This is a genomic window from Sphingomonas sp. ASV193 (assembly GCF_040203355.1).
In the GTDB taxonomy this organism is placed as follows: Bacteria; Pseudomonadota; Alphaproteobacteria; order Sphingomonadales; family Sphingomonadaceae; genus Sphingomicrobium.
Map to the genome: position 1 here is coordinate 16047 of NZ_JBEHBW010000002.1, position 20515 is coordinate 36561.

Annotated in this window: 20 protein-coding genes and 1 other RNA gene; 9 read left to right on the forward strand and 12 right to left on the reverse strand. The window is 68.3% G+C overall.

The annotated features are described in order from the left end of the window. Positions 1–2: 2 nt before the first annotated feature. Positions 3–599 (reverse strand): LemA family protein, encoded by a 597-nt coding sequence (locus ABDK56_RS03940; RefSeq protein ID WP_349806842.1) that lies wholly within the window; start codon positions 597–599, stop codon positions 3–5. A gap of 113 nt (positions 600–712) precedes the next feature. Between ABDK56_RS03940 and mscL the strand changes: the two genes are divergently transcribed. Next, positions 713–1141 carry a large conductance mechanosensitive channel protein MscL gene (gene mscL, locus ABDK56_RS03945; RefSeq protein ID WP_349806843.1) on the forward strand — a complete coding sequence of 143 codons (429 nt, stop codon included), beginning with the start codon at positions 713–715 and terminating at the stop codon, positions 1139–1141. Between the two features lie 164 nt (positions 1142–1305). Here the strand turns inward: mscL and ABDK56_RS03950 are convergent, their stop codons facing one another. Together ABDK56_RS03950 and ssrA are read right to left on the reverse strand one after the other, a co-directional pair. Further along, entirely contained in the window at positions 1306–3354 is a 2049-nt protein-coding gene (locus ABDK56_RS03950) for an amidohydrolase family protein (RefSeq protein WP_349806844.1), read from the reverse strand. A 160-nt stretch (positions 3355–3514) separates the two neighbouring features. Beyond that, positions 3515–3856: a transfer-messenger RNA gene (gene ssrA, locus ABDK56_RS03955) on the reverse strand. A gap of 108 nt (positions 3857–3964) precedes the next feature. Here ssrA and ABDK56_RS03960 point away from each other — a divergent pair. Both ABDK56_RS03960 and ABDK56_RS03965 read left to right on the forward strand, forming a co-directional pair. Beyond that, entirely contained in the window at positions 3965–4249 is a 285-nt protein-coding gene (locus tag ABDK56_RS03960; RefSeq protein WP_349806845.1) for a hypothetical protein, read from the forward strand. A gap of 103 nt (positions 4250–4352) precedes the next feature. Further along, positions 4353–5090 (forward strand): NUDIX hydrolase, encoded by a 738-nt coding sequence (locus tag ABDK56_RS03965; RefSeq protein WP_349806846.1) that lies wholly within the window; start codon positions 4353–4355, stop codon positions 5088–5090. Between the two features lie 91 nt (positions 5091–5181). Here the strand turns inward: ABDK56_RS03965 and ABDK56_RS03970 are convergent, their stop codons facing one another. Beyond that, entirely contained in the window at positions 5182–5457 is a 276-nt protein-coding gene (locus tag ABDK56_RS03970; protein WP_349806847.1) for an SWIB/MDM2 domain-containing protein, read from the reverse strand. Between the two features lie 89 nt (positions 5458–5546). Further along, positions 5547–6356, reverse strand: coding sequence for an LD-carboxypeptidase (locus ABDK56_RS03975; RefSeq protein ID WP_349806848.1), 810 nt, complete (start codon positions 6354–6356; stop codon positions 5547–5549). Positions 6357–6403: 47 nt separating this feature from the next. Here ABDK56_RS03975 and ABDK56_RS03980 point away from each other — a divergent pair, with 47 nt between their 5' ends. Further along, positions 6404–7789 carry a Mur ligase family protein gene (locus ABDK56_RS03980; RefSeq protein WP_349806849.1) on the forward strand — a complete coding sequence of 462 codons (1386 nt, stop codon included), beginning with the start codon at positions 6404–6406 and terminating at the stop codon, positions 7787–7789. Between the two features lie 4 nt (positions 7790–7793). Next, the gene (locus ABDK56_RS03985; protein WP_349806850.1) at positions 7794–8273 is read left to right on the forward strand and encodes a 5' nucleotidase, NT5C type; all 480 of its coding nucleotides are present in this window, start codon (positions 7794–7796) and stop codon (positions 8271–8273) included. A gap of 3 nt (positions 8274–8276) precedes the next feature. Here the strand turns inward: ABDK56_RS03985 and ABDK56_RS03990 are convergent, their stop codons facing one another. Together ABDK56_RS03990 and ABDK56_RS03995 are read right to left on the reverse strand one after the other, a co-directional pair. Beyond that, positions 8277–8828 (reverse strand): hypothetical protein, encoded by a 552-nt coding sequence (locus ABDK56_RS03990; RefSeq protein ID WP_349806851.1) that lies wholly within the window; start codon positions 8826–8828, stop codon positions 8277–8279. Between the two features lie 193 nt (positions 8829–9021). After that, positions 9022–9234 (reverse strand): hypothetical protein, encoded by a 213-nt coding sequence (locus tag ABDK56_RS03995; protein WP_349806852.1) that lies wholly within the window; start codon positions 9232–9234, stop codon positions 9022–9024. A 149-nt stretch (positions 9235–9383) separates the two neighbouring features. On the opposite strand from ABDK56_RS03995, the gene ABDK56_RS04000 reads away from it, so the two are divergent. Further along, positions 9384–10619, forward strand: coding sequence for a sensor histidine kinase (locus ABDK56_RS04000; RefSeq protein ID WP_349806853.1), 1236 nt, complete (start codon positions 9384–9386; stop codon positions 10617–10619). Continuing rightward, complete coding sequence (locus ABDK56_RS04005) at positions 10612–11361, forward strand: LytR/AlgR family response regulator transcription factor (RefSeq protein WP_349806854.1); 750 nt, start codon at positions 10612–10614, stop codon at positions 11359–11361. Before ABDK56_RS04000 ends, ABDK56_RS04005 begins: the two co-directional genes overlap by 8 nt. A gap of 18 nt (positions 11362–11379) precedes the next feature. Here the strand turns inward: ABDK56_RS04005 and ABDK56_RS04010 are convergent, their stop codons facing one another. From ABDK56_RS04010 to ABDK56_RS04020, 3 genes are all read right to left on the reverse strand, one after another. Beyond that, positions 11380–12657, reverse strand: coding sequence for a dicarboxylate/amino acid:cation symporter (locus tag ABDK56_RS04010; RefSeq protein WP_349806855.1), 1278 nt, complete (start codon positions 12655–12657; stop codon positions 11380–11382). 31 nt (positions 12658–12688) lie between these two features. Then, the gene (locus ABDK56_RS04015) at positions 12689–13498 is read right to left on the reverse strand and encodes a TonB family protein (RefSeq protein ID WP_349806856.1); all 810 of its coding nucleotides are present in this window, start codon (positions 13496–13498) and stop codon (positions 12689–12691) included. 86 nt (positions 13499–13584) lie between these two features. Further along, on the reverse strand, positions 13585–14349 hold the full coding sequence (locus tag ABDK56_RS04020) for a class I SAM-dependent methyltransferase (RefSeq protein WP_349806857.1): 765 nt from the start codon (positions 14347–14349) through the stop codon (positions 13585–13587). A gap of 110 nt (positions 14350–14459) precedes the next feature. On the opposite strand from ABDK56_RS04020, the gene ABDK56_RS04025 reads away from it, so the two are divergent. After that, the gene (locus tag ABDK56_RS04025) at positions 14460–14702 is read left to right on the forward strand and encodes a hypothetical protein (RefSeq protein WP_349806858.1); all 243 of its coding nucleotides are present in this window, start codon (positions 14460–14462) and stop codon (positions 14700–14702) included. On the opposite strand, the gene ABDK56_RS04030 is transcribed toward ABDK56_RS04025, so the two are convergent. Together ABDK56_RS04030 and ABDK56_RS04035 are read right to left on the reverse strand one after the other, a co-directional pair. Beyond that, a complete protein-coding gene (locus ABDK56_RS04030; RefSeq protein WP_349806859.1) occupies positions 14699–16255 on the reverse strand; it encodes a flavin monoamine oxidase family protein in 1557 nt (518 codons plus the stop codon). The two genes, ABDK56_RS04025 and ABDK56_RS04030, sit on opposite strands and share 4 nt — an antisense overlap. Positions 16256–16315: 60 nt before the next feature. After that, positions 16316–17197 (reverse strand): energy transducer TonB, encoded by an 882-nt coding sequence (locus ABDK56_RS04035; RefSeq protein ID WP_349806860.1) that lies wholly within the window; start codon positions 17195–17197, stop codon positions 16316–16318. Positions 17198–17978: 781 nt separating this feature from the next. Here ABDK56_RS04035 and ABDK56_RS04040 point away from each other — a divergent pair. After that, entirely contained in the window at positions 17979–20264 is a 2286-nt protein-coding gene (locus ABDK56_RS04040; RefSeq protein ID WP_349806861.1) for an ATP-dependent helicase, read from the forward strand. Positions 20265–20515: the final 251 nt, after the last annotated feature.

A 20515-nucleotide genomic window follows, 5' to 3' on the forward strand; every position in this document is an offset into this window, starting at 1 on the left:
CCCTATCCGGCGGTATTGAAGTCGACCTTGGGCGCGACGTCGGCGCCCGCCGCGGCCGTGAACGGTACCTTGGGCTTGGCGCCGTAGAAAATCTTGGCGCCGATCGCGTCGGGGAAGGTGCGGATGCGGGTGTTATAGGACTGCACCGCCTCGTTGTAATCCTTGCGCGCGACGAGGATCGAGTTTTCGGTCCCCTCGATCTGGCTCTGCAGCGCGAGGAAGTTCTGGTTCGACTTGAGGTCGGGGTAGGCTTCCTGCAGCCGCTGGAACGGGACGATCGCCTGCGTCAGCCGGTTCTGCGCGTCGTTATATTGCTGGACCTTGGCCGGGTCGCTCAGGTCGGCGGCGCTGAGCTTGACGCTGTTCGCCGCGGCGCGGGCCTCGGTCACTTCGACCAGCACCGACTTTTCCTGCTGGGCATAGCCCTTCACCGTCGCGACGAGGTTGGGGATGAGGTCGCTGCGGCGCTGGTACTCGCTCTGGACGTTGGCCCATTTGGCGTTGACGTTTTCCTCGGCGGTCGGGATCGCGTTGATCCCGCACGCCGACAGGCTGAGCGCGGCGAGCGGCACGAGGATGAGCGAACGAAACTTGCGCATGGCAATGGTCCCCCTGGAATGATGTGATGAATCTAGGGGCCGCGATTGCCGCTTTCAATCACATTGCGTTCGGCGCATCCTCGTCGACGATCAGGGCAAGAGGAGGCAACGCGATGCTTTCGGAATTCAAGGCATTCATCGCCAAGGGAAATGTGCTCGACCTCGCGGTCGCGGTGATCATCGGCGCGGCGTTCGGCAAGATCGTCACCAGCCTGACCGAGGACGTCATCATGCCAGTGGTCGGCGCGATCTTCGGCGGGCTCGACTTTTCGAGCCACTTCACCATGCTCGGCCCGGTCCCGGCCGGTTATCACGGATCGATGACCGATTACGCCGCGCTCAAGAAGGCGGGCGCGCCGGTGCTCGGCTGGGGCGAGTTCGTGACCCAAGTGGTGAGCTTCCTGATCCTTGCCTGGATCATCTTCCTGATGGTCAAGGCGGCGAGCCGGGCGATGCCCAGGGCGCCCGAAGCGCCGAAGGGACCGACCGAAACCGAGCTGCTGACCGAGATCAGGGACGAACTCCGGAGCCGCCGAGCGTAAAGCCGCCGCCGCGCGGAACGCGCGGCGCCCGACATATGTCGAGAGACGGCGACACCGGACGGCCTGCCGCGAAGCAGACAAGACCGACGATCAACGAGGTGCGGCATGCCCCCGGCACGCCGCACCTCGTTGATGGCTTCACTCCGTGACCGCTCCCGGCTTTCTCATTCCGGCATCCCGGTCAGCCCGCTCGCCTTGCGCAGCGCGTCGGCGTCGAGGCGGTAGCCGTCCTCGAACACGGTGCGCACGTGCCTGAGGTTGCCGAGGTCCTTCGACACGTCGCCCTCGACCAGGATCACGTTGGCGGTCTTGCCCGGCGCGATCGAGCCGAAACGGTCGTCCATCCCGACCATCCGCGCGGGGACGATCGTCGCGGTCTGGAGCGCCTGCGCATTGGTCAGCCCCGCCTGCCGGTAGAGTTCGAGCTCGCGCACCAGTTCGAGCCCGTAGCCGTCGGTCCCGGCGACGATCCGCACCCCCGCCTGGTGGAGCCGCCCGACCAGCCCGACCATCTTGGCGAAACTCTTGCGGAAATCGTCGCGGGTCAGCCCGCCGAACAGCGGGTAGCCGCTCGACCGCCAGCCGCGCACGACGCTCGGCGGGGCGACCTTCGCATAGGCGGCGTAATCGGCCGAGATCGCCGAGCCGTCCGAGGTCATCATCGGCTCGAACACGCTCAGCGTCGGGTCGACGATCGTGCCGCGCTTCGCCAGCTCGGCGTAGAACGCCTTCATCGCCGGCGAATCGAGGTCGACGTCCTTGGCGTAGCGCGCCGGGCCTTCGAGTCGCGCGGCGGTATTGGCCTTGTCGACCACCTCCTGCGGCATCGCCTGCATCATGATGAAGTTGATGTGGGTGACCTCGTCATAGCCCGCGCGCACCGCGTCGAGCGGACGCATCCCGGCGGGGACGTGGCCGTGGACGTGGAGCCCAAGCCGGTGCGCCTCGGCCGCGGCGGGGGCGATCCACTCGGGGTTCATCGAGGTGTAGAATTTCGCGCCCCACAGCCCCGCCGCCTTGATCCTGCGCACCGCCGCGATCGCCTCGTCGGCGCTGCTGACGGTAATCGCGACCTGCGCCGCGAGCGGGCCCTTGCGGTCGATGATCACGCTATACTTGCCCTCAGGCGCGACGATGTCGCCCGCCGCGCGCTGGCGGTCGACCTCGTGCGCGTCATCGATGCTCGAACCGGGGCTGCGGAAATTGGTCATGCCGGTGGCGACGTTCTGGAGCAGGCCGTAGCCGTCGTTGCCGACGTGCTGGTGCGAATCCCACAAGCCGGGCAGCAGCGTCCGCCCCTTCCCGTCGATCACCGTGGTCGACTTCGTCGCCCTGATCGTCCCGCCCGGCGCGACCCGCGCGATCTTGCCGTCGGCGATTAGCACCGCGCGGTCCGGGACATATTTGCCCGCGACCGAATCGAACATCAGCACATGGTCGACCAGCGTCGGGGTGCGGTTGGCGGGGCTGAGGAAGGCGTGGGCGGTCGCCTTGACCATCTCGGCCGAGGTCGCTTCCTGAATCTTCTTGAGCACCGGCCCCGCAGCCTCATAGCCCGCGGGCATTAGCGAAATGACGCCGGCCGAGCCGAAATAGCGGTTGTTCTCGTCGAGCCACACCGCGTTGGGTGCGAAGCCATAGCCGTTCACATAGGCCAGCCGCACCGTCTTCGGCCCGCCGGGCCCCTCGATCACCGTGGTCTTGCCGAGCGACAGGCTGGCATGCCCAGCCGGAAGCAGGTCGACGCCCGCGGGCCCCGCCTTGACCAGCGCGGCGATGTCGTTCTCCATCGCCAGCCACGGCCCGCCATAGCTGGCGTAAAGCCTGGCCGCCGCGGGGGCTGAGCCTTCGTCGACCGTCGTCTTCCAGCGCGCGAGCCCCGCGCCGTCGACCGAATAATCCTCGGTGGCCTCGCCCTGGTCGGTATAGCCGCGCACCTCGACCTTCGCCGGACGGCCGTCGGGTCCGGGGGTGACGATCGACTGTTCCTCGGTGATCCAGCCCCTGAGGTTGATCGATTCGCGATAGGCGATACGCCCGTCGGGCAGCGTCCAGCTCCAGATGTCGCCGCTCTTCGCCGCGGTCGAGCTGATCGTATAGTGTCGCGCGCCCGGCGGAGGGACGAGCATCTCCTCCTTCTTCATTGGCGCGGCGAGCGCGAGCGACGAGGTGGCGAGCAGCGTTACCGCAAGGCAAAGATTGCGAATGGTCATCGATTTCCCCCAAATTGACGAGGGGAAAGGTGCGCCAGCGCGGGGGTCGGCGCAACCGTCTTTTCAGTTCGCCGGGATAGGAGATTTCCGGCAGCCACGCGCCAGCGCGTACTGAAAACAGTCCAGGGGATTCTGTTGCCCGGCTCCCCTGGCGGCCGCTGGTATCCCCTTCTGTTGCCCGGTGGGGTCCGACCGCGCTTTTGTCTTTGTAACCTAGACCGTTAGGCCGTCAGTTACGCAGCAATCGCAAGAGCCTCGTTATCGTTGGCACTTGTGTGAATGGCCCGTTGCGGGGGGCCAATCCGATCGGCAACCTGGCCTTTATTGCACTCGTCGATCCTGTTTCGCCCCCATCAGCAGCAGCGTTTGGCCGCGGCTGGTGGTGGAGGCGCCGGGGTACTGCCCCCCGGGTCCGAAATGCCTATTCCACCAAATCGTCTACCGACGTAGCCGGTTGCCCGGCACGGCCAATGTAGGCGTGCGATCCGCAAAGCTCAAGGAAACGGCTCGTCGCACACGACCGGAACCGTAACGAAACAGCGCGCGTTGGGTGCCATCGCGTAGGCGACGGGATCGCCGCCGCTCGAATTCCAACAGAGGGACGATATCGATGAACAAGCTGACCATCGCCTTGATCGGCGCCACCGCGCTCGGCCTTGCCGCCTGCGGCAACAAGCATGATGCCGCCGACCAGGTTCAGAACAACTACGAGAACGCCGCCGACAACCTCGAGGCCGCCGCCGACAATACGGCGAACAGCGCCGAGGCCGACGCGCTCAAGAACCAGGCCGACCAGCTCGAGAATACCGGCGCGAACAAGGCCGACGCGGTCGATGCCAAGATGGACAATGGTGCCAGCGCCGCGCAGGCCAAGAAGGAAGTCAACGCGATGTAAGTCGCTCGTCCTTCCGCCGCCTGGCGGAAGGAGGGTCAAAGGGCCGGCAGCCTTCGGGCCGCCGGCCCTTTTCTTTTGCGCCGGCCCCGGTCAAGGCGGGCCGGTGAGCGACGACGACGCCATCCCCGCCGCGACGCTGGTCGTGATGACCGCCGACCCGGTCCCGCGCCTGCTGATGGTCGAACGGGCCGCGAAAATGGCCTTCGCCGCGGGCATGTGGGTGTTCCCGGGCGGGCGGGTCGATCCGGAGGACATGGCGATTGCCGACCGGCTCGGGCTTCCGGGCGAGGGCGCGAGGGTCGCCGCGCTTCGCGAAACGATCGAGGAAAGCGGGATCGCGCCCGGTCTCGGCCTCGCCGACGCGGACGCCCGTTCGCTGCAATCGGCGCTCCACCGGGGGACCTCGCTCGCCGACCAGGTCGATGTCGACCGGCTCCGCGCGGCGATCACCGCGCTCACCCCGTTCGCGCGGTGGAAGCCGTCGTTCGCCCAGCCGCGCAAGTTCGACACGATGTTCTACCTTGCCGCCTCCCCGTCCGGGCCGCCCGCCCCGCGTCCCCAGCCCGGCGAATGCGTCGCCGCCGAATGGGTTTCGGCGCGCGCGATGCTCGACCGCATCGCCGCCGGATCGGCGCGCGCGATCTTCCCGACCAAGCGCAACCTCGAGCGGCTCGCGTGCTTCGACGGCCTCGACGAGGCGGTCGCCGACGCGCGCGCCTTCCCGGTGGACACGATCGTCCCGTGGATCGAGCCGCGCGACGGCAAGGACCATGTCGTCATTCCCGCCGACCGCGGCTACCCGGTCACCTCCGAGCCGCTGGCGAGCGCCTTCCGCCGCTGAAGACCGCGCGATCACCGCCCCCGAGTCGCCCCGATACGAAAAGGGCCCCGGCTTTCGCCGGAGCCCCATCATCATCCTTGAGGATGGTCTCTTAGCTGAGGTGCTTCGAGAGGTGCTTGTTCATCTCGAACATCGTGCACTTGTCGGTGCCGAACACCTTCTTGAGCTTGTCGTCGGCAAGAATTTCCCGCTTATTCTCCGGGTTTTGCAGCTTGTTCTTGCGGATATGGTCCCACACCTTCGACACGACTTCGCTGCGCGGGAGCGGCGAGGAGCCGACCACGGCCGCCAGCTCGGGCGAGGGGGTTACCGGGCGGGCGAGCCCGCCACCTGCTTTACGACCAGTACCGCTTGAAGCTTTTGCCATGTGGCCCTCCTGTTGTTTTCGTGGACGTGGTAGAGCGAAAAACCCGGTGCCGCGCAAGTGAAGACGGAAGGATTATTGGGTTAACGAAATCAACCGCCGAACGGCACGACTTTATTGGCCGAATCGTGGCCGATATCGGCCGAGCCGCCGAATATGATGCCCGACCGCGCGCACCAGTCGCGGACGATCGCCTCTACGTCGCGCCCGAACGGCGGATCATTGGCGGGAATCTGGCTGAAACGCCCCATCCGCAACCGCGTCGCGCGGCGGATCGCGGGGCTGCCGGTGACGTGGAAAAGCGTGCGGTCGATCCGGTAGTCATGCTCGTCGACGTCCTCGACCAAGAGGTCGGCGCCCGCGAAGTCGGGCTCGATCGCGGTGCCGAGCAGGTTCGACAGGACGGTGAGGTTGAACGCCATCGCCCGCCCGCCCGGGACCAGTCCGCTCTCGAGGCTCGCCGAGTCGCGGCGCACCAGCCAGTCGAGCGCGCGCTGCGCCGCCGCTTCGCCGCCGTCGCGGACGACGTCCTGCACCAGCGGCCCGTGCGCGACCGACAGCCCGGCCCGGTCGAACGCGGCGAGCAGGAATCCCGCATCCGAATAGCCGAGGTAGCGCTTGCGCCGCGCCGCGCCCGGAAGGTCGCGCGCGGCGGCCTCCGCGATCCGGTTCGAGCCATAGCCGCCGCGAGCGAACCAGACCGCGTCGACGCCGTCGTCGGCCATCACCTCGCGAAGCGCCGCCAGCCGCGCCTCGTCGGGCCCGGCGAAATGGCCGTCGCTGAGGAAACATTGCGGGTGGACGACCAGCGTGCAGTCGCCCCGCGCGGCGACGATCGCGGCGACCTTCTCGGCCGCTTCGGGCTTCAACGGGCAACTCGGCGCGACGACGGCAATCTTCATCGCCTGGCTGAATTGCACAAGCCGCGCGCGCCGCATAGGGCGGGGCAATGAGTGAGACCGAAACCTATCATTTCTGCGGCGTCGGGGGCAGCGGGATGCTGCCGCTGGCGGCGATCGTGCGCGCCTCGGGGGCACGCGTCAGCGGGTCCGACCGCGCGCTCGACGCGGGTCGGCTGGCGGCCAAGTTCGACTATCTCCGGTCGCTCGGGATCGCGCTATTCCCGCAGGACGGAAGCGGCCTCGCCGAGGGCGCGACGCTGGTCACCTCAGCGGCGGTCGAGGACAGCATAACCGACGTGGTGCGCGCCCGCGAACTCGGCCTTGCCCATCTCACCCGCCCGCAATTGCTTGCCCGGCTGCTCAACGCCGCGGCGACCAGCGTCGCGGTCGGCGGCACCTCGGGCAAGTCGACCGTCACCGGGATGATCGGCTGGATGCTCGACGCGATGGGCAAGCGGCCGACGGTGATGAACGGCGCGGTGATGAAGAATTTCGTCAGCGACGACGCCCCCTTCGCCTCGGCACTGGTCGGCGATCCCGACCTGTTCGTCAGCGAGGTCGACGAGAGCGACGGGTCGATCGCGCTCTATCGCCCGACGGTCGCGGTGCTCGGCAACGTCAGCCTCGACCATCACAGCCTCGAGGACCTGCGCAGCCTGTTCGGCGCCTTCCTCGCCCGATCGAGGCGCGCCGCGGTCAATCTCGACGATCCCGAGGTGCGCGCGATCGCCGAGGCGCTTCCGGCCGCCCACGTCGTCGGCTTCGGCTTCGACAGCCCGGGCGCCGCGCTTCGCGGGCGCGACCTCAGGCTCGAGCCCGACTCGCTGCGTTTCACCCTTTCGTCTGGCGACGAATCCCACGCGGTCGCCCTCCCCCTGCCCGGCCGGCACAATGCGATGAACGCGCTCGCCGCGCTCGCCGCAATCCACGCGCTCGGGTTGCCGCTGGGCGAGGCGGCGGCGGCCCTCGGCCGTTTCGCGGGGCTTAAGCGGCGGCTCGAGACGGTCGGCGCGGCGGGCGGCGTGACGGTGATCGACGATTTCGGCCACAACCCCGACAAGATCGCCGCGACGCTGGCGACCCTCACCGCCCGGCCGGGACGACTGCTGCTGATGTTTCAGCCGCACGGCTATGGCCCGCTCGCCAAGATGGGCGAGGAACTCGCCGCGACCTTCGTCGGCGGACTCCGCGCCGACGACCGGCTCTACCTTCCCGACCCGGTCTACCAGGGCGGGACGGTCGATCGCTCGCGCGGGTCTGACTGGCTCGCGGCGCGAGTGCCCGGTGCGGTCCACCTGCCCGACCGCACGGCGATCGGCGAGGCGCTGATCGCCGAGGCACGGCCCGGCGACACCATCGCCATCCTCGGCGCGCGAGACGACACGCTGAGCGAGTTCGCCGCCGCGCTGGTCACCCGCCTCGGACAAGCCTGAACCCGTGGCGACGAGGCGCCTGTTCCTCGACCTCGACGGGGTCCTCGCCGACTTCGACGGCGGCGCGCGCCGGCTGCTGGGCATGGACGCGGCGATCTATCAGGAGAGACATGGCAAGGGCGGCTTCTGGAAAGCGCTCGCCACCGCCCCTGGCTTCTACGAGCAGCTCGACGAACTCCCCGACGCGCGGGAACTGGTCGAGGCGGTGCGTCCGCTTTCCCCGACGATCCTCACCGGGCTTCCGATCGGCAAATGGGCCGAGCCGCAGAAGCGCGCGTGGGTGGCGGCGCATTTCCCTGGGCTGCCAGTGATCGCGACGATGGCCCGCGACAAGCATCGCCACGGCGCGCCGGGCGACGTGCTGGTCGACGACAGCGCCCGTCTCGCCGAGGCGTGGGAGGCGATGGGCGGGATGTTCGTGATCCACGAAAATGCGGAGCGCAGCCTCGCCGCGCTCCGCATCATCTTTCCGGGACTTGCCTAGGCCTCAGGCGGCCTGGGCGATGTCGACCTTTTCGACCCACTCGGGCCAGAACACCGGCTCGCGGCTCGACCAGCCCGGGGCGGTCGCGGCATTTTCGCTGATCGACTGGAGCAGCGCGCGGCGACGGTCGGGGTGGAGGTGCGGAAGCGCGCTCGCGGCGCAGAAGGCGGCGGGCAGCCACGGACGAACCGCCGCGCCGAGCAGCCGTTCGTAGAGAAAGCGGAAGGCGGCGAAGCCCGGCAGCCGGTCCTGCCCGAGGTCGAACGCGGTGATCGTCACGAGGATGCCCATGAACGGCTCGATCATGTCGAGCCCGCTGTCGTCGGGAACCTGGAGACGAAGATGGTCGAGCTGCTTGTAGAAGCGGCCCTGCGCGGCGATCGAGGCGGCCTCGACGTCGTCGCGCGCCCAGGTCTCGAGCGGGTTGGCGCGGCCGAACGCGACGTCGAGCGAGCGGCGGATGTAACGCTGGGTCGCCTTGGGGAAGGCGGCGAATTCCTTCATCTCACTGATCAGCAGCGCGCCCCCGGCGGGCTGGCTGGTCTTGGTCGACATCGTCCCACACTCCTTTTGCCTCGTGTGGGATCATGCGCGCGTCACGGTTTCGAAACGCTTAACCAAGTTCCCACCCCGCGTTCACATTGAATCAGCAGGGCGGGGCGGGGCAAATCCAAATCTTCACCCCCGCGCCGCTTTTGACGGCGCTGTGACAATTCAAACACGATCGGAGAGAGTCGTTGCCAACCCGTCACTTATGATCGGGAAATCCCGACGAGGGCACCGGCTCGGAGTCGCCCGGCACGGTCGCCGCCACCGGATCCGACGCGTCCATCGACTCGTCCGAGCCGACGTCGACCTTGGCATCCTTGTCCTCGGGGTTCTGCCGAAGCTTCAGCTCGAGCGCGCGGCTCGGGTCGTCGGGCAGCGTAATGCCCTCTTTCGGGGCGGTGTCGTCGGTCATCTCTGGGCTCCTCTTGCTCGATGCCACGAACGAGCGGCCAGCGGCGCGCGTTCCCACGCGGCCGCCAATCGACGGGCGGGCGATCCGGCTCTGCCAAGCGCGTGTCGGCGGATTGCCCCTTGGGCCCGGCGCTCGCTAGAGAAGAGTCAATGGAGCACCGCGTCCTTTCGCCGTCGATCGCCGCGCGCCCGCCGCGCCCGGGCCTGCTGGCCGACTGGCGGCTGGCGCTGCGCTCGATCGCGGGCTTCTGGTTGTTCTACCTCGCCACTGTGCTGCTCCGCGCGCTGCTCGGACCCGAGGCGGCGTCGGCGATGAAATATCGCGCGATCTTCGCGGTCATCGGGGTCGCGCTAAGCGCCGCCATCTACCTGTCGATCCGGCTGTTCGCGCGCGACCGCAGCGCGCAGCGGATGGCGCTGGTCGCGACCGGGGTGGCGATCCCTGCTTCGCTGCTGCTTGCCGGCATCTCGCTCCACATGATCGCCGACAGCGCCTCGCCGATCGGCCCGCAGTCGTCGATCACGACTCAGGAAGGCGTCGCGATCGTCCAGCACGGGCGAAACGTGCGCATCGTCCAGGGCAACGGCAAGGAAATCGAGATTAACCTGCCGCCGATGGAGCAGGTCATCCGCGACAAGCTGCCGCGCCTGCTCGCCGACGGGATGGTCACCTGGTTCTTCCTGTTCGCGGCCTGGACCGCGATCTACATCGCGATGACCCAGCAGCAGCTCGCCCGACGGACCGAGCTTCGGCTCGCCGAGGCCGAGGGCGCCGCTCACGCCGCGCAGGTCCGCGCGCTGCGCTACCAGATCAACCCGCACTTCCTGTTCAATACGCTCAACAGCCTGTCGTCGCTGGTGATGACCGGGCGCGCCGAACAGGCCGAAGCGATGCTGCTGGCGCTATCGAACTTCTTCCGCACCAGCCTGAGCATCGATCCCAGCGCCGACGTCAGCCTCGCCGAGGAAATCGCGCTCCAGCGGCAATATCTCGACATCGAGCGGGTGCGCTTCCCCGACCGGCTCGAGGTCGCGATCGACGTGCCCGACGAACTGACCCGTGCGCGCGTTCCCGCGCTCTTGCTTCAGCCGCTGGTCGAGAATGCGATCAAATATGGCGTGTCGCAGACCCGCGACCTGGTGAAGCTGGCGATCACCGCGCGCTGGCTCGACGGCGGGCGGATGCAGCTCGACGTCACCAACACGCTCGCCGGCAGCCGCCGCGGCAAGAAGCCGCTGCCCGCCCATTCGGGCACCGGGCTCGGCCTCCGCAACGTCTGCCAGCGGCTCCAGGCGCACTACGGCCAGCGCGCCGATTGCCGCTACGGGCCGATCGAAGGCGGCTACCAGGTCTCGCTCGCGATCCCGGTCGACCTCGATGACTGAACCGCTGCGAGTCCTCGTCGCCGACGACGAACCGCTCGCCGCCGAGCGGGTGGCGCTGCTGCTTGACCGGATCGACGGGGTGAACCTCGTCGGCACCGCGGGCGATGGCGAGGCGGCGGTGCGGATGACCGAGGCGCTGTCGCCCGATCTCGTTATGCTCGACATTGCCATGCCGGGGCTCGACGGGATCGAGGTCGCGCGCGCCCTATCGTCGATCGCGCAGCCGCCCGCGGTGATCTTCGTCACCGCCTTCGACCAGTTCGCGGTGGCCGCGTTCGAGGTGGCGGCGGTCGATTATCTGATGAAGCCGGTCGACCCGGCGCGGCTCGCCCTCGCGATCGATCGCGCGCGCGCTTACCTGCGCCAGCGCGCCGACGAGGACGCGTCGCCGACGGTCGAGGCCGAGGGGCGCTACCTCGAGGAATTCTGGGCCTCGGACCTCAGCGGGCTGGTCCGGGTCGCGGCGCGCGACATCGACCGCGTGTCGGCCGAGCGCGACTATATGCGGCTCCACGTCGGCGCGCGAAGCTGGCTGATCCACCACTCGATGGCGGCGCTCGAAGAAGGGCTCGACCCGAAGCTGTTCGTCCGGCTGCATCGCTCGGCGATCGTCCGGCGCGACTTCATCACCGGCTTTTCGCGCAACCCGTCGGGCCGCTGGATCGCGCGGCTCGCCGATGGTGAGGAACAGCCGGTCGGCCGCCTCTACGCCGACCAGGTGCGGGCAATGGCCGGCCGCTGAGGGCCTTCCGTCGAGCCCCTAATCGGCGGCCGGCGTGTGCCGCGCCACCGCCCCGGTCACCGCGACGTCCATCACCACATTGCCGAGCGTGCGAATGATGTCGGGCAGCACCTCGACCGCGATCAGGATGGCGAGCGGGGCGATCGGCACCCCCATCGCCAGCGCGATCGGGGCGATCGAGGTGACGTAGCTGAGCGCCCCGGGAAGGCTGACCGCCCAGTAACTCGCGACCGAAGCGACCGCGATCCCCGCGATCAGCGTCGGGACGCCGAGCGGGGTCCCGGTCCAGTAGGCGACGTAGATCGCGACCGCGAGATTCATCGCCGGCCCGGTCGCGCGGAACAGCGCCACCGCGAGCGGCAGCGAAACATCGGCGTTGCGGTCGGGCACCCCGAGCGAGCGCGCGGCGGTGAGCATGGTCGGCAAGGCGGCGAGGCTCGACTGGGTCGAAATCGCCACCGCCTGCGGCCCGGCCATCGCGCGGAAGAAGTCGCCGAGCTTCCATCCCGCGCCGAACACCGCGATGGCGTAGCCGGCGAGCACCACGATCACCCCGACGCTCGCGACCAGCACGATGTAGTGAGCGAGCGCCGCGAACGCCGCTCCGCCCGCCCCCGCGCCGACTGCGAAGGCGAGCGCGCCGACCCCGAACGGGGCGAGCCACAGCACCCAGCCGACCATCACCAGCATCGCCTGTTCGACCGCCTTGAAGAAACGCGTCACCGAAGCGCGCGAATCGTCCTCGATCCGGGTCAGCGCGAAGGCGAACAGCGCGGTGAAGATGACCAGCGCGAGCACCTTGTCGTTGGCGGCGGCGGCGATCGGGTTGGTCGGCAGCAACCCGGCGACGAAATCTTCGAGCTTGGGCACCGAGGCGGCGGCATCGGCCTGGTTGATCGTCGCCAGCCCGGCGCGAAGCGCGTCGGTCGCGCTCGAGGGCAGCGGGAACAGCTTGAGCAGCAGCGGCATCGTCACCCCGCCGATCGTCGCCGACAGGGTCAGCACGACGACGAACCAGATGAAGCTCCGCCCGGCGATACCGCCCGCCCGCGCCGCATCGGCCCCGCCGGTGATCCCGGTCACCAGCAGCGCGACGATCAGCGGGATGACGGTCATCTTGAGCCCGTCGAGCCACAGCCCGCCGATCGCCCCGGCGATCCGCACCAGCGGCTCGCGCACTCCGTCCCCCAGCCGCGCCGACAGCGCCCCGATCAGCAGCCCGCCGACCAGCGCGCCTAGCACCAGCCAGGTCCGGGCGTGGTCGCCGCCGGACTTTGCGCTTTCCTCCTCGATCAACCCCGGTTCCTTCGAAACGCCGCGCCAGCGATCATCCAAAGATGGTGTTCCAGTCGATTGTCAACGGAAACACCGATCGCATCGGCTTGCCCGCCGGGTCGTGCGGCGGGGTGAAACGGATCCGTTCCGCCGCCGCGCAGGCCTGGCCGTCGAGCGCGGCGAAGCCGGTGGTCGACTCATTAAAGCAACCGCGGACCTTGCCGCTCTCGTCGACCAGCAGCAGGATTTCGCTCGTCCCCTCGTTGAGGTTGTGGGTCGCAATGTCGGGGTAGTCGGACGACGAGATGTAATTGCCGATCTTTCCGACCAGCGTCGGCCGGATCGTGGCGCCGCTTTGCTCGTCCATGTTCCAATATTCCCGCAGGTCGGCGATGCATTCGCTCATCGCCTTGGTCAGTGGAGCCATGTTGGCAAGCGTAAACTCACGGCGCTCGCCACTCCAGGCGAGCGTCAGCGAGCGCGCAGCCGGCAACTGGGCGATCTCGGCGTCGCCGAGCAGGGTGCTGCGCATTTTCGATGAGCCGGTCGCCGTCTTGACGCCATAGACGAGGAATCGCTTGATCACCGACTTGCCGCCGTCGATCTGGATGAAGCCAGTCGATTGTTCGGCCTGGTGCGAGTCGTTGCCCGGCTCGACCACCAGCGCCTGCACCACATGGCCGCCGGGCGAATATTTCAGCGCGAGCGTCTCGCTGTCCGTTCCGCCCTGATATTTGTGCGAGGCGAAGCAGCCGACCTCGTTGTAATCGACGATCCATTGTCCGACCGGCGTGAGCGGCGCAGTCGCCCCCGCCGCCGTCGGTGCCGCGCCGATCAATCCGGCGACGGCGAGCCCCGCCAACGCATTACGCCACAAACCCGCCATCGTGTCCCCCGGTGCAATCTCCGCGGCACGATGCAGCAGCAGTGACCAAAAGCAAGAGCGGCCTATCGTCGCGGCTTGACGAACTTGAACATGGCGCGGTCGGTGTGGCCGCGGACGGCGGGGTCGAACACTTCCTTGCCGTGGTCGTCGGCCGGGTTGCGCAGCAGGTCGCTGGTTGCGGCGAGGCGGAAGCCGGCGGCGAGGAAGTCGGCCCTGAGCACCGCCGGGTCGATCCGGTGCATCGCCTCGACGCTCTGCCGCGGGTCGCTGCCCGCCTTGGCGACATGGTCGATCACCACCAGCGTCCCGCCCGGTCGAATCGCGGCAAAGACCTTGCGCGCCCATGCACGGGGGTCCTGCCGGACGACGCCATATTTGGCGTTCTGCCAGTAGGTGTCGTGATAGTCGGTGTTGATCAGCATCGCGTCGAACGCGTTCGAAGGCAGGCGCGGATCCTCGAACGGGCTGGTGATCAGCGACACGTTGGGATGGGTCCTGGCGAAAGCGTCGAACGCGGCCCGGCTCTTGTCGTTGAGGAACTGGGTCGGCTCCCACACCGTGACATGGCCGCGTGGCCCGACGATCGGCGAGGTCAGCTCGGCCCAATATTTGTTGATCCCGACCATGTCGCCGACGCGCATCCCGGGCCGCAGCCCCATGAAGGCGAGCACCGCGGCGGGCTTTCGTCCGTCGTCGAGCTTGACGTTGTCGGGCGTGCGGTGCGCGGCGTCCGCGGCCGCGATCGGTGTCGGGTGCGGGACCTTCGCGACGATCGATGCCGGCAGCAAGGCCGCGCCTAGCGCCAGTCCGAGGGTGAATTTGTTCATCGCCGCTTCTCCTCCTGTGTCGCGCCCCGGCCTAGCGCGGTTCGACGCGCGCGTCTCCGTCGGATCGGCGACAGAGGAACCGGCTTCGACGAACGCTCGTTACCCGTCTCATGCAAGGCTTCGTCCAGCTCGACCCGCCGATACCGCTCCACGTCCTCGATCGCGGCAACGGCTTCGCCATCGCGGTTATCGACTATGGGCAGGAATTCGACCTGCTGTGGGTGGTCGGCATGGACGATGGCGGCGAGATATGGTGCGTCCCCAACCCGCAGGTCCGGCTACAGACCAACTGGTCGATGGGTCGCGGCAAGGCGCGCCAGCCGTTCGCCTCGCCCAAGATCAAGGCGGTCTAGCCTCGGGTCGCCGACGCCATCCGGTGAAGCAGGGCAACCGCTTCTTCCGCCGACGCCGCCGCCCCCTCCTGCCACAGCCCCATGTAGCTGAGATGCTCGCCGGCGAAGAGGATCGGACCCTCGGGGCGTAGCAGTTCGCGATAACTCGCGTCGCGCGGCGCATCGCCGAAATTGGGACCGCCGGCGCCGACGCCTTCCGAGTAGCGCACGCTTCCCCAGTTCACCGCGAGCGGCTTTTCGAGCAGCCGCGACTTGCCCGGATGGAGCGCCTCGATGCTGTCGCGCGCGATCTGGAACTGCTCGGCGAACGGCTTTGCGGTGAACGCGTCCGGCGTGTCGCGGTGGGTCCAGCCGGCGACATAACCGCCGACCAGCACCCCGCGGGCCGAGCCGACCGCGGCCGAGGGATACATCACGTTCTCGTTCAGCCGGTCGGTCCAGCTGTTGCCTCCGTAGATCCCCTCCTCTTCCCAGAAACGCGGCGCCTCGAACGCGATCTTGGCGCTGCGCAGGTACGGCACCGCCTTGATCGCCGCCTGCTTGGCGGGCGCGAAATCGTTGGGGATGCGCGCCAGGATCGGCGGCGGGATGGTGACCACGGCATAATCGGCGCGGGTGACCCCGCCCTCATGTTCGATCCTCACGCCCGCGCCTTCGCGCCGGATCGCGGTGACCGGCGTGCCGAGCCGGACCAGCGGGCGGACATGGTCGAACAGCGCATGCTGGATCCGGTCCATCCCGCCGACCGGCTGGAGCATCGTCGCTTCCATGTCGCTGATGCCCTCGAAGAAATAGGGCAGCGCGATCGCCTGGCTGGGGATCAGCTCGCGCAGCGTCAGCGGCGGGTTGGCGAGCCCCGGCTTGTCGTAGCCGCCGGGAAGCCGCGCGAACCCCGCCGACATCGACCCGGGATATTTGCCCTCGTCGGTCAGCCCGGCGAAGAACTGGACGAAGCGGCGGAAGGGCTCGACGTTGGCCTTGTCGAGCGGGACGTCGACCGCGCCCTTCTTCAGCGCCTCGAACAGCATTTCGCCCATTCGCCCGCGAAGGTCGTAGACCATCTGCTTTTCGCGGTGGACCTTGCCGCTGAAGTCCCAGCCCCCGGCACGATTGGTGTTGACGAACGGTTGGAGCGCGACCCCGAAGCGGCGCGCGAGCCCGAGGATGCGATAATGCCAGTGCGGTAGCCGCGCCGGCCCGGCGTTGAGGTAGAGGCCGGGCGAAAAGGCGGCGCGCTGGAACGGGCGGTCGACCTGCTCGACCGCGTCGCCGCCGCGGATGGTCCACACCCGCCCTCCGGTGCGGCCCCGCGCTTCGAGCACGGTCACCTTGTAGCCCGCGTCGCGCAGCTGCATCGCCGACACCAGCCCGGCGATCCCCGCGCCGAGCACGACCACCGACTTGCCGTTGGCAGGCCCGCGCGGGAGCGGCGGGGCGGCGGCGCGCGCCGCGCCCGGCGCACCCATCGTCAGCATCTGCATTGCGGCGAAGCTAGCCCCGCCCGCACCCCACAGCCCGAGCCCCTCGAGCAGATGCCGCCTCGTGAGTGTCATGTCGCCCCCCTGCGTCTGTCTTGCGCACGATGACATATTGCGCCCGACGCCGCCACGGCTTCAATCGCGGTAGTAGACCATCATGTAGCTGACCGCGCGCCGCTCGCCGAGACCGGCGGCGATCGGCTTGAACGTCGCCCGCCTGGCCGCCGCGCAGACGCCCGCCGTCGCGGTTTCCGGAAGGCTCGCATCAAACGGCGAGCAGCTGTCGACGTGCCCCGACGGGTCGATGGTGACGGTAACCGCCTGCGGCCGCCCGCCGACGGCGTCGTCGGGCACCGCAGGGAGGTCGAGCCCCGCGGCTTGGGTCAGAAATCCCTCGCGGACGAAGAAGCGGCGCCCTTCCTTGAGTATCGCGGCGGGAGCGCCGGCAATGAAGCGCGCATAGTTGGCGACGACTGGCGGCGGACAGGTCACCCGGTCCATCGGCGGCATCTGTGGCCCGCCCTGCGAGAAATGGCATTCGCCGACCGCGCCCTTCGCGTCGACCCTGAGCTCGGCGAGCGACCAGTGCGGCTCGAACGGGGTCGGCCCCATCGTCGGGAGGACCCAGCGAACGGTGGTGTGGGTGAGGTAGCGCGTCGCCTTTCCCGACGATCCCTTGACCACCGGATAGCGACCCTTGGCCATCAGCCGGTCGCAGGTCACCTTGTCGAGGCTCGAATCGCCCGACGATTGATCGATCGCGCAGTCGATCGGCCGACCGTCCGGACCGATGTTAAGTATAGCGTGCGTCGCGCCCTGCTTGCCCGACCTTATCGCCTCGGGCGGATAGTCGCTGTCGCTAAAGGTTTCCTGAAGGTTGGTCAGCCCGGGACCGGAATCGCGCTTCTTCGTCGCCCGTACGTCGCCTGGCTGCGCCGCGGACGGGTCGGGCGCGGGCGGCGGCGCAGGCACCGGCTGGGCCGCGGCCAGGGCCGCGCCGATCCATGGCAAGAACATCACAACACCGCCCCTTCGATCGAGCCTGCCGAGCGAAGCGACCATGCGCGCTGGCGCTTTCCCCGGCAAGCCGGTGTCGACGGTGTAGTCTGTCGAGAAGGGGCTCGCCTTGCCGCTAGCCCGCTTTAAGAAAAGCGGCCTCGCCTTGCCGCAAGCCCGCTTAAAGAAAAGCGGCTCGCCTTGCGGCAAGCCCGCGCAAAGAAAAGGGGGCTCGCCTTGCGGCAAGCCCCCTCTGCGCCGAGCGCGGATCCGCCGGTGTTTGCGTTTCTCGGGTTCCGAGGAACCTTCGTCTCGCAATCCTTGCTCACCTGCTCAGGCGTCGCTTCCGACCGGACGCTTTCCTCTAAGAGGAGCCCGACGCGACTTTCGGGAATTCCGCGCTGTCCGAAGACCCGCTTGCTCCCTTCCGCCTTGCCCGACCTGACCGAAGCCATGGCCGTCCGATGTTCAGCGGCCCTTCTTGGGCTGGACCCCCGTCGCGCTGCCTTGTCCCGAAGGACCGGCCTTTCGCATCGGGAAGAACCAACTCTTCCGGCGCCTCTGACCGGCTGGTCCGACTTGAGATCCGAAGATCTCGCCTCATCGCCTGCCGGCGGAGATCGGTTCTCTGGAACCCTTCCTCCCGAAGGAGGCCGGGTCCGTTGCCCCGATCACCCTTGGAGACTGACTCCGATTTCCGAGTCGCGCAAAGGGGAATCTGCAGGTTCGGCCCTGTGGATAACGGGGATATCGCGGATAAGCCGCGGTTGCCGTTTCGTTCCGCCCGCCCTACCTCCGACCCGTGCCCGAATCCCCTGCTCTCACCGACGAACCCGGCTACCTGCGCGGCCTCAACCCGCCGCAGCGCGAGGCCGTACTGACCACCGAGGGTCCGGTGCTGATGCTCGCCGGGGCGGGCACGGGAAAGACCGCCGCGCTGACCGCCCGCCTCGCCCACCTGATCGCCACCCGCCGGGCATGGCCGAGCCAGATCCTCGCGGTGACCTTCACCAACAAGGCCGCGCGCGAAATGCGCGAGCGGGTCGCGCGGCTGTCGGGCGGCGCGCTCGAATCGCTGCCGTGGCTTGGCACCTTCCACTCGGTCGCGGCGCGGATGCTGCGCAGCCATGCCGAGCTGGTCGGGCTGCAATCCAACTTCACCATCCTCGATACCGACGACCAGTTGCGGCTTTTGAAGCAGCTGATCGCCGCCGCCGAGATCGACGAGAAGCGCTGGCCCGCGCGACAGCTGGCGGCGCTGATCGACCGGTGGAAGAACTGCGGCTGGACCCCCAAGCACATCGACGCGGCCGAAAGCGAGGCGTTCGCCAACGGCAAGGGGCAGCAACTCTACGCCGCCTACCAGGCGCGGCTGGCGGCGGTGAACGCGTGCGATTTCGGCGACCTGCTGCTGCACATGCTGACGATCTTCCGCGCGCACGCGGACGTGCTCGAAAGCTACCGCGAGCGGTTCCGCTACATCCTGGTCGACGAGTATCAGGACACCAACGCCTCGCAGTACGACTGGCTTCGGCTGCTCGCCGAGCCGCGGCGCAACATCTGCGTGGTCGGTGATGACGACCAGTCGATCTATTCGTGGCGCGGGGCCGAGGTCGCGAACATCCTCCGGTTCGAAAAGGATTTCCCCGGCGCGGCGGTGATTCGGCTCGAGCAGAATTATCGATCGACCCCGCACATCCTTGGCGCTGCCGGCGGCCTCATCGCCAACAACAGCGGGCGGCTCGGCAAGACGCTGTGGACCGAGCTCGACGCGGGCGAAAAGGTGCGCGTGATCGGGGTGTGGGACGGGCCCGAGGAAGCGCGGCGGGTCGGCGACGAGATCGAAAGCCACCTCCGTCGCGGCGGCAAGCTCGCCGATTGCGCGATCCTCGTGCGCGCCCAGTTCCAGACCCGCGAGTTCGAGGAACGCTTCATCTCGATCGGGCTGGCCTACCAGATCGTCGGCGGCTTCCGCTTCTACGAGCGCGCCGAGATCCGCGACGCGCTGGCCTACCTCCGCCTCGTCTCGCAGCCGAATGACGACCTCGCCTTCGAACGGATCGTCAACCAGCCCAAGCGCGGGCTCGGCGACAAGGCAATCGCCACCATCCACCAGTTTGCGCGCGCCGCCGGCCAGCCGCTGCTGATGGCGGCGGCGCAGATGCTCGACAGCGACGAGCTGCAGGCGCGCGCGCGCAATTCGCTTGGCCGGTTCGTGGGCGACGTCGCGCGCTGGCGGCAGATGTCGGGAAGCCTGCCCCACCCCGAGCTGGCGCGACAGATCCTCGACGAGAGCGGTTACACCGCGATGCTCCAGGCCGAGCGGAGCGCCGAGGCGGCGGGGCGACTCGAGAACCTGACCGAGCTCACGCGCGCGATGGAGGAGTATGACAGTCTCGGCGCCTTCCTCGAGCATGTCAGCCTGGTGATGGACAATGACAGCAACAAGGGCGGCGACCAGGTCACGATCATGACCATCCACGCCGCCAAGGGGCTCGAGTTCCCGATCGTCTTCCTCGCCGGGTGGGAGGAAGGCGTCTTCCCATCGCAGCGCGCGATCGACGAGGGCGGGCTCGCCAGCCTCGAGGAGGAGCGCCGCCTCGCCTATGTCGCGCTGACCCGCGCGCGCGAAAAGGCGACCGTGATCCACGCCGCCAATCGTCGCATCTACGGCCAGTGGACCAGCTCGATCCCCTCGCGCTTTGTCGGCGAGCTGCCCAAGGAGCATATCGACGAGGAAACCACCATGTCGGGTGGCGAGAGCCTGTGGCGCGCGCAGTGGAGCGAACGCGGCGACCCCTTCGCTCACCTCGCCGCCGCCAATTCCGGGCGCGCGGCGACGCGCGGCGCGGGCTGGCAGCGCGCGCAGGGCCGCTTCACGACCGAGCCGCAGCGCGTGGTCGAGGCTAAGGCCAGCGCGGTCAGCATCGGCAACAAGGGGCGCGACGACGTCGAGGTCGGTATGCGCGTGTTCCACGGCAAGTTCGGCTACGGCATCATCGAGGCGGTCGAGGGCAACAAGCTCGAGATCGAGTTCGAGAAAGCGGGCCGCAAGCGAGTGCTCGACTCGTTCGTCTCGCTGTCCTGATCATGCTCGATGGCGACCTTGAGCAAGGTCGCGCAACTTCCCAGGGGTGGCCAGCGCGAGAGATACCGAACGGGGAAGCTCGGTCTCGCGCCCGCTGGCCCTCGCGCTGGCCGCGACGATCGATCGATCTAAAGGGTGAAAGATCGATCGAACGCCGCATTCAACGAATTGTGTCAAACTCTACGCGACTTACGGACACTCACGCACATAATTCTGGAGATCACAAGAGGTTTGCTTGATTACACGATAAA

Bases quoted from the DNA above. Each gene is read 5' to 3' on its own strand.
- ABDK56_RS03940 (WP_349806842.1), bottom strand. From the start codon at position 599: ATGCGCAAGTTTCGTTCGCTCATCCTCGTGCCGCTCGCCGCGCTCAGC.
- mscL (WP_349806843.1), top strand. From the start codon at position 713: ATGCTTTCGGAATTCAAGGCATTCATCGCCAAGGGAAATGTGCTCGAC.
- ABDK56_RS03950 (WP_349806844.1), bottom strand. From the start codon at position 3,354: ATGACCATTCGCAATCTTTGCCTTGCGGTAACGCTGCTCGCCACCTCG.
- ABDK56_RS03960 (WP_349806845.1), top strand. From the start codon at position 3,965: ATGAACAAGCTGACCATCGCCTTGATCGGCGCCACCGCGCTCGGCCTT.
- ABDK56_RS03970 (WP_349806847.1), bottom strand. From the start codon at position 5,457: ATGGCAAAAGCTTCAAGCGGTACTGGTCGTAAAGCAGGTGGCGGGCTC.
- ABDK56_RS03975 (WP_349806848.1), bottom strand. From the start codon at position 6,356: ATGAAGATTGCCGTCGTCGCGCCGAGTTGCCCGTTGAAGCCCGAAGCG.
- ABDK56_RS03980 (WP_349806849.1), top strand. From the start codon at position 6,404: ATGAGTGAGACCGAAACCTATCATTTCTGCGGCGTCGGGGGCAGCGGG.
- ABDK56_RS03990 (WP_349806851.1), bottom strand. From the start codon at position 8,828: ATGTCGACCAAGACCAGCCAGCCCGCCGGGGGCGCGCTGCTGATCAGT.
- ABDK56_RS03995 (WP_349806852.1), bottom strand. From the start codon at position 9,234: ATGACCGACGACACCGCCCCGAAAGAGGGCATTACGCTGCCCGACGAC.
- ABDK56_RS04000 (WP_349806853.1), top strand. From the start codon at position 9,384: ATGGAGCACCGCGTCCTTTCGCCGTCGATCGCCGCGCGCCCGCCGCGC.
- ABDK56_RS04005 (WP_349806854.1), top strand. From the start codon at position 10,612: ATGACTGAACCGCTGCGAGTCCTCGTCGCCGACGACGAACCGCTCGCC.
- ABDK56_RS04020 (WP_349806857.1), bottom strand. From the start codon at position 14,349: ATGAACAAATTCACCCTCGGACTGGCGCTAGGCGCGGCCTTGCTGCCG.
- ABDK56_RS04025 (WP_349806858.1), top strand. From the start codon at position 14,460: ATGCAAGGCTTCGTCCAGCTCGACCCGCCGATACCGCTCCACGTCCTC.
- ABDK56_RS04030 (WP_349806859.1), bottom strand. From the start codon at position 16,255: ATGACACTCACGAGGCGGCATCTGCTCGAGGGGCTCGGGCTGTGGGGT.
- ABDK56_RS04035 (WP_349806860.1), bottom strand. From the start codon at position 17,197: ATGTTCTTGCCATGGATCGGCGCGGCCCTGGCCGCGGCCCAGCCGGTG.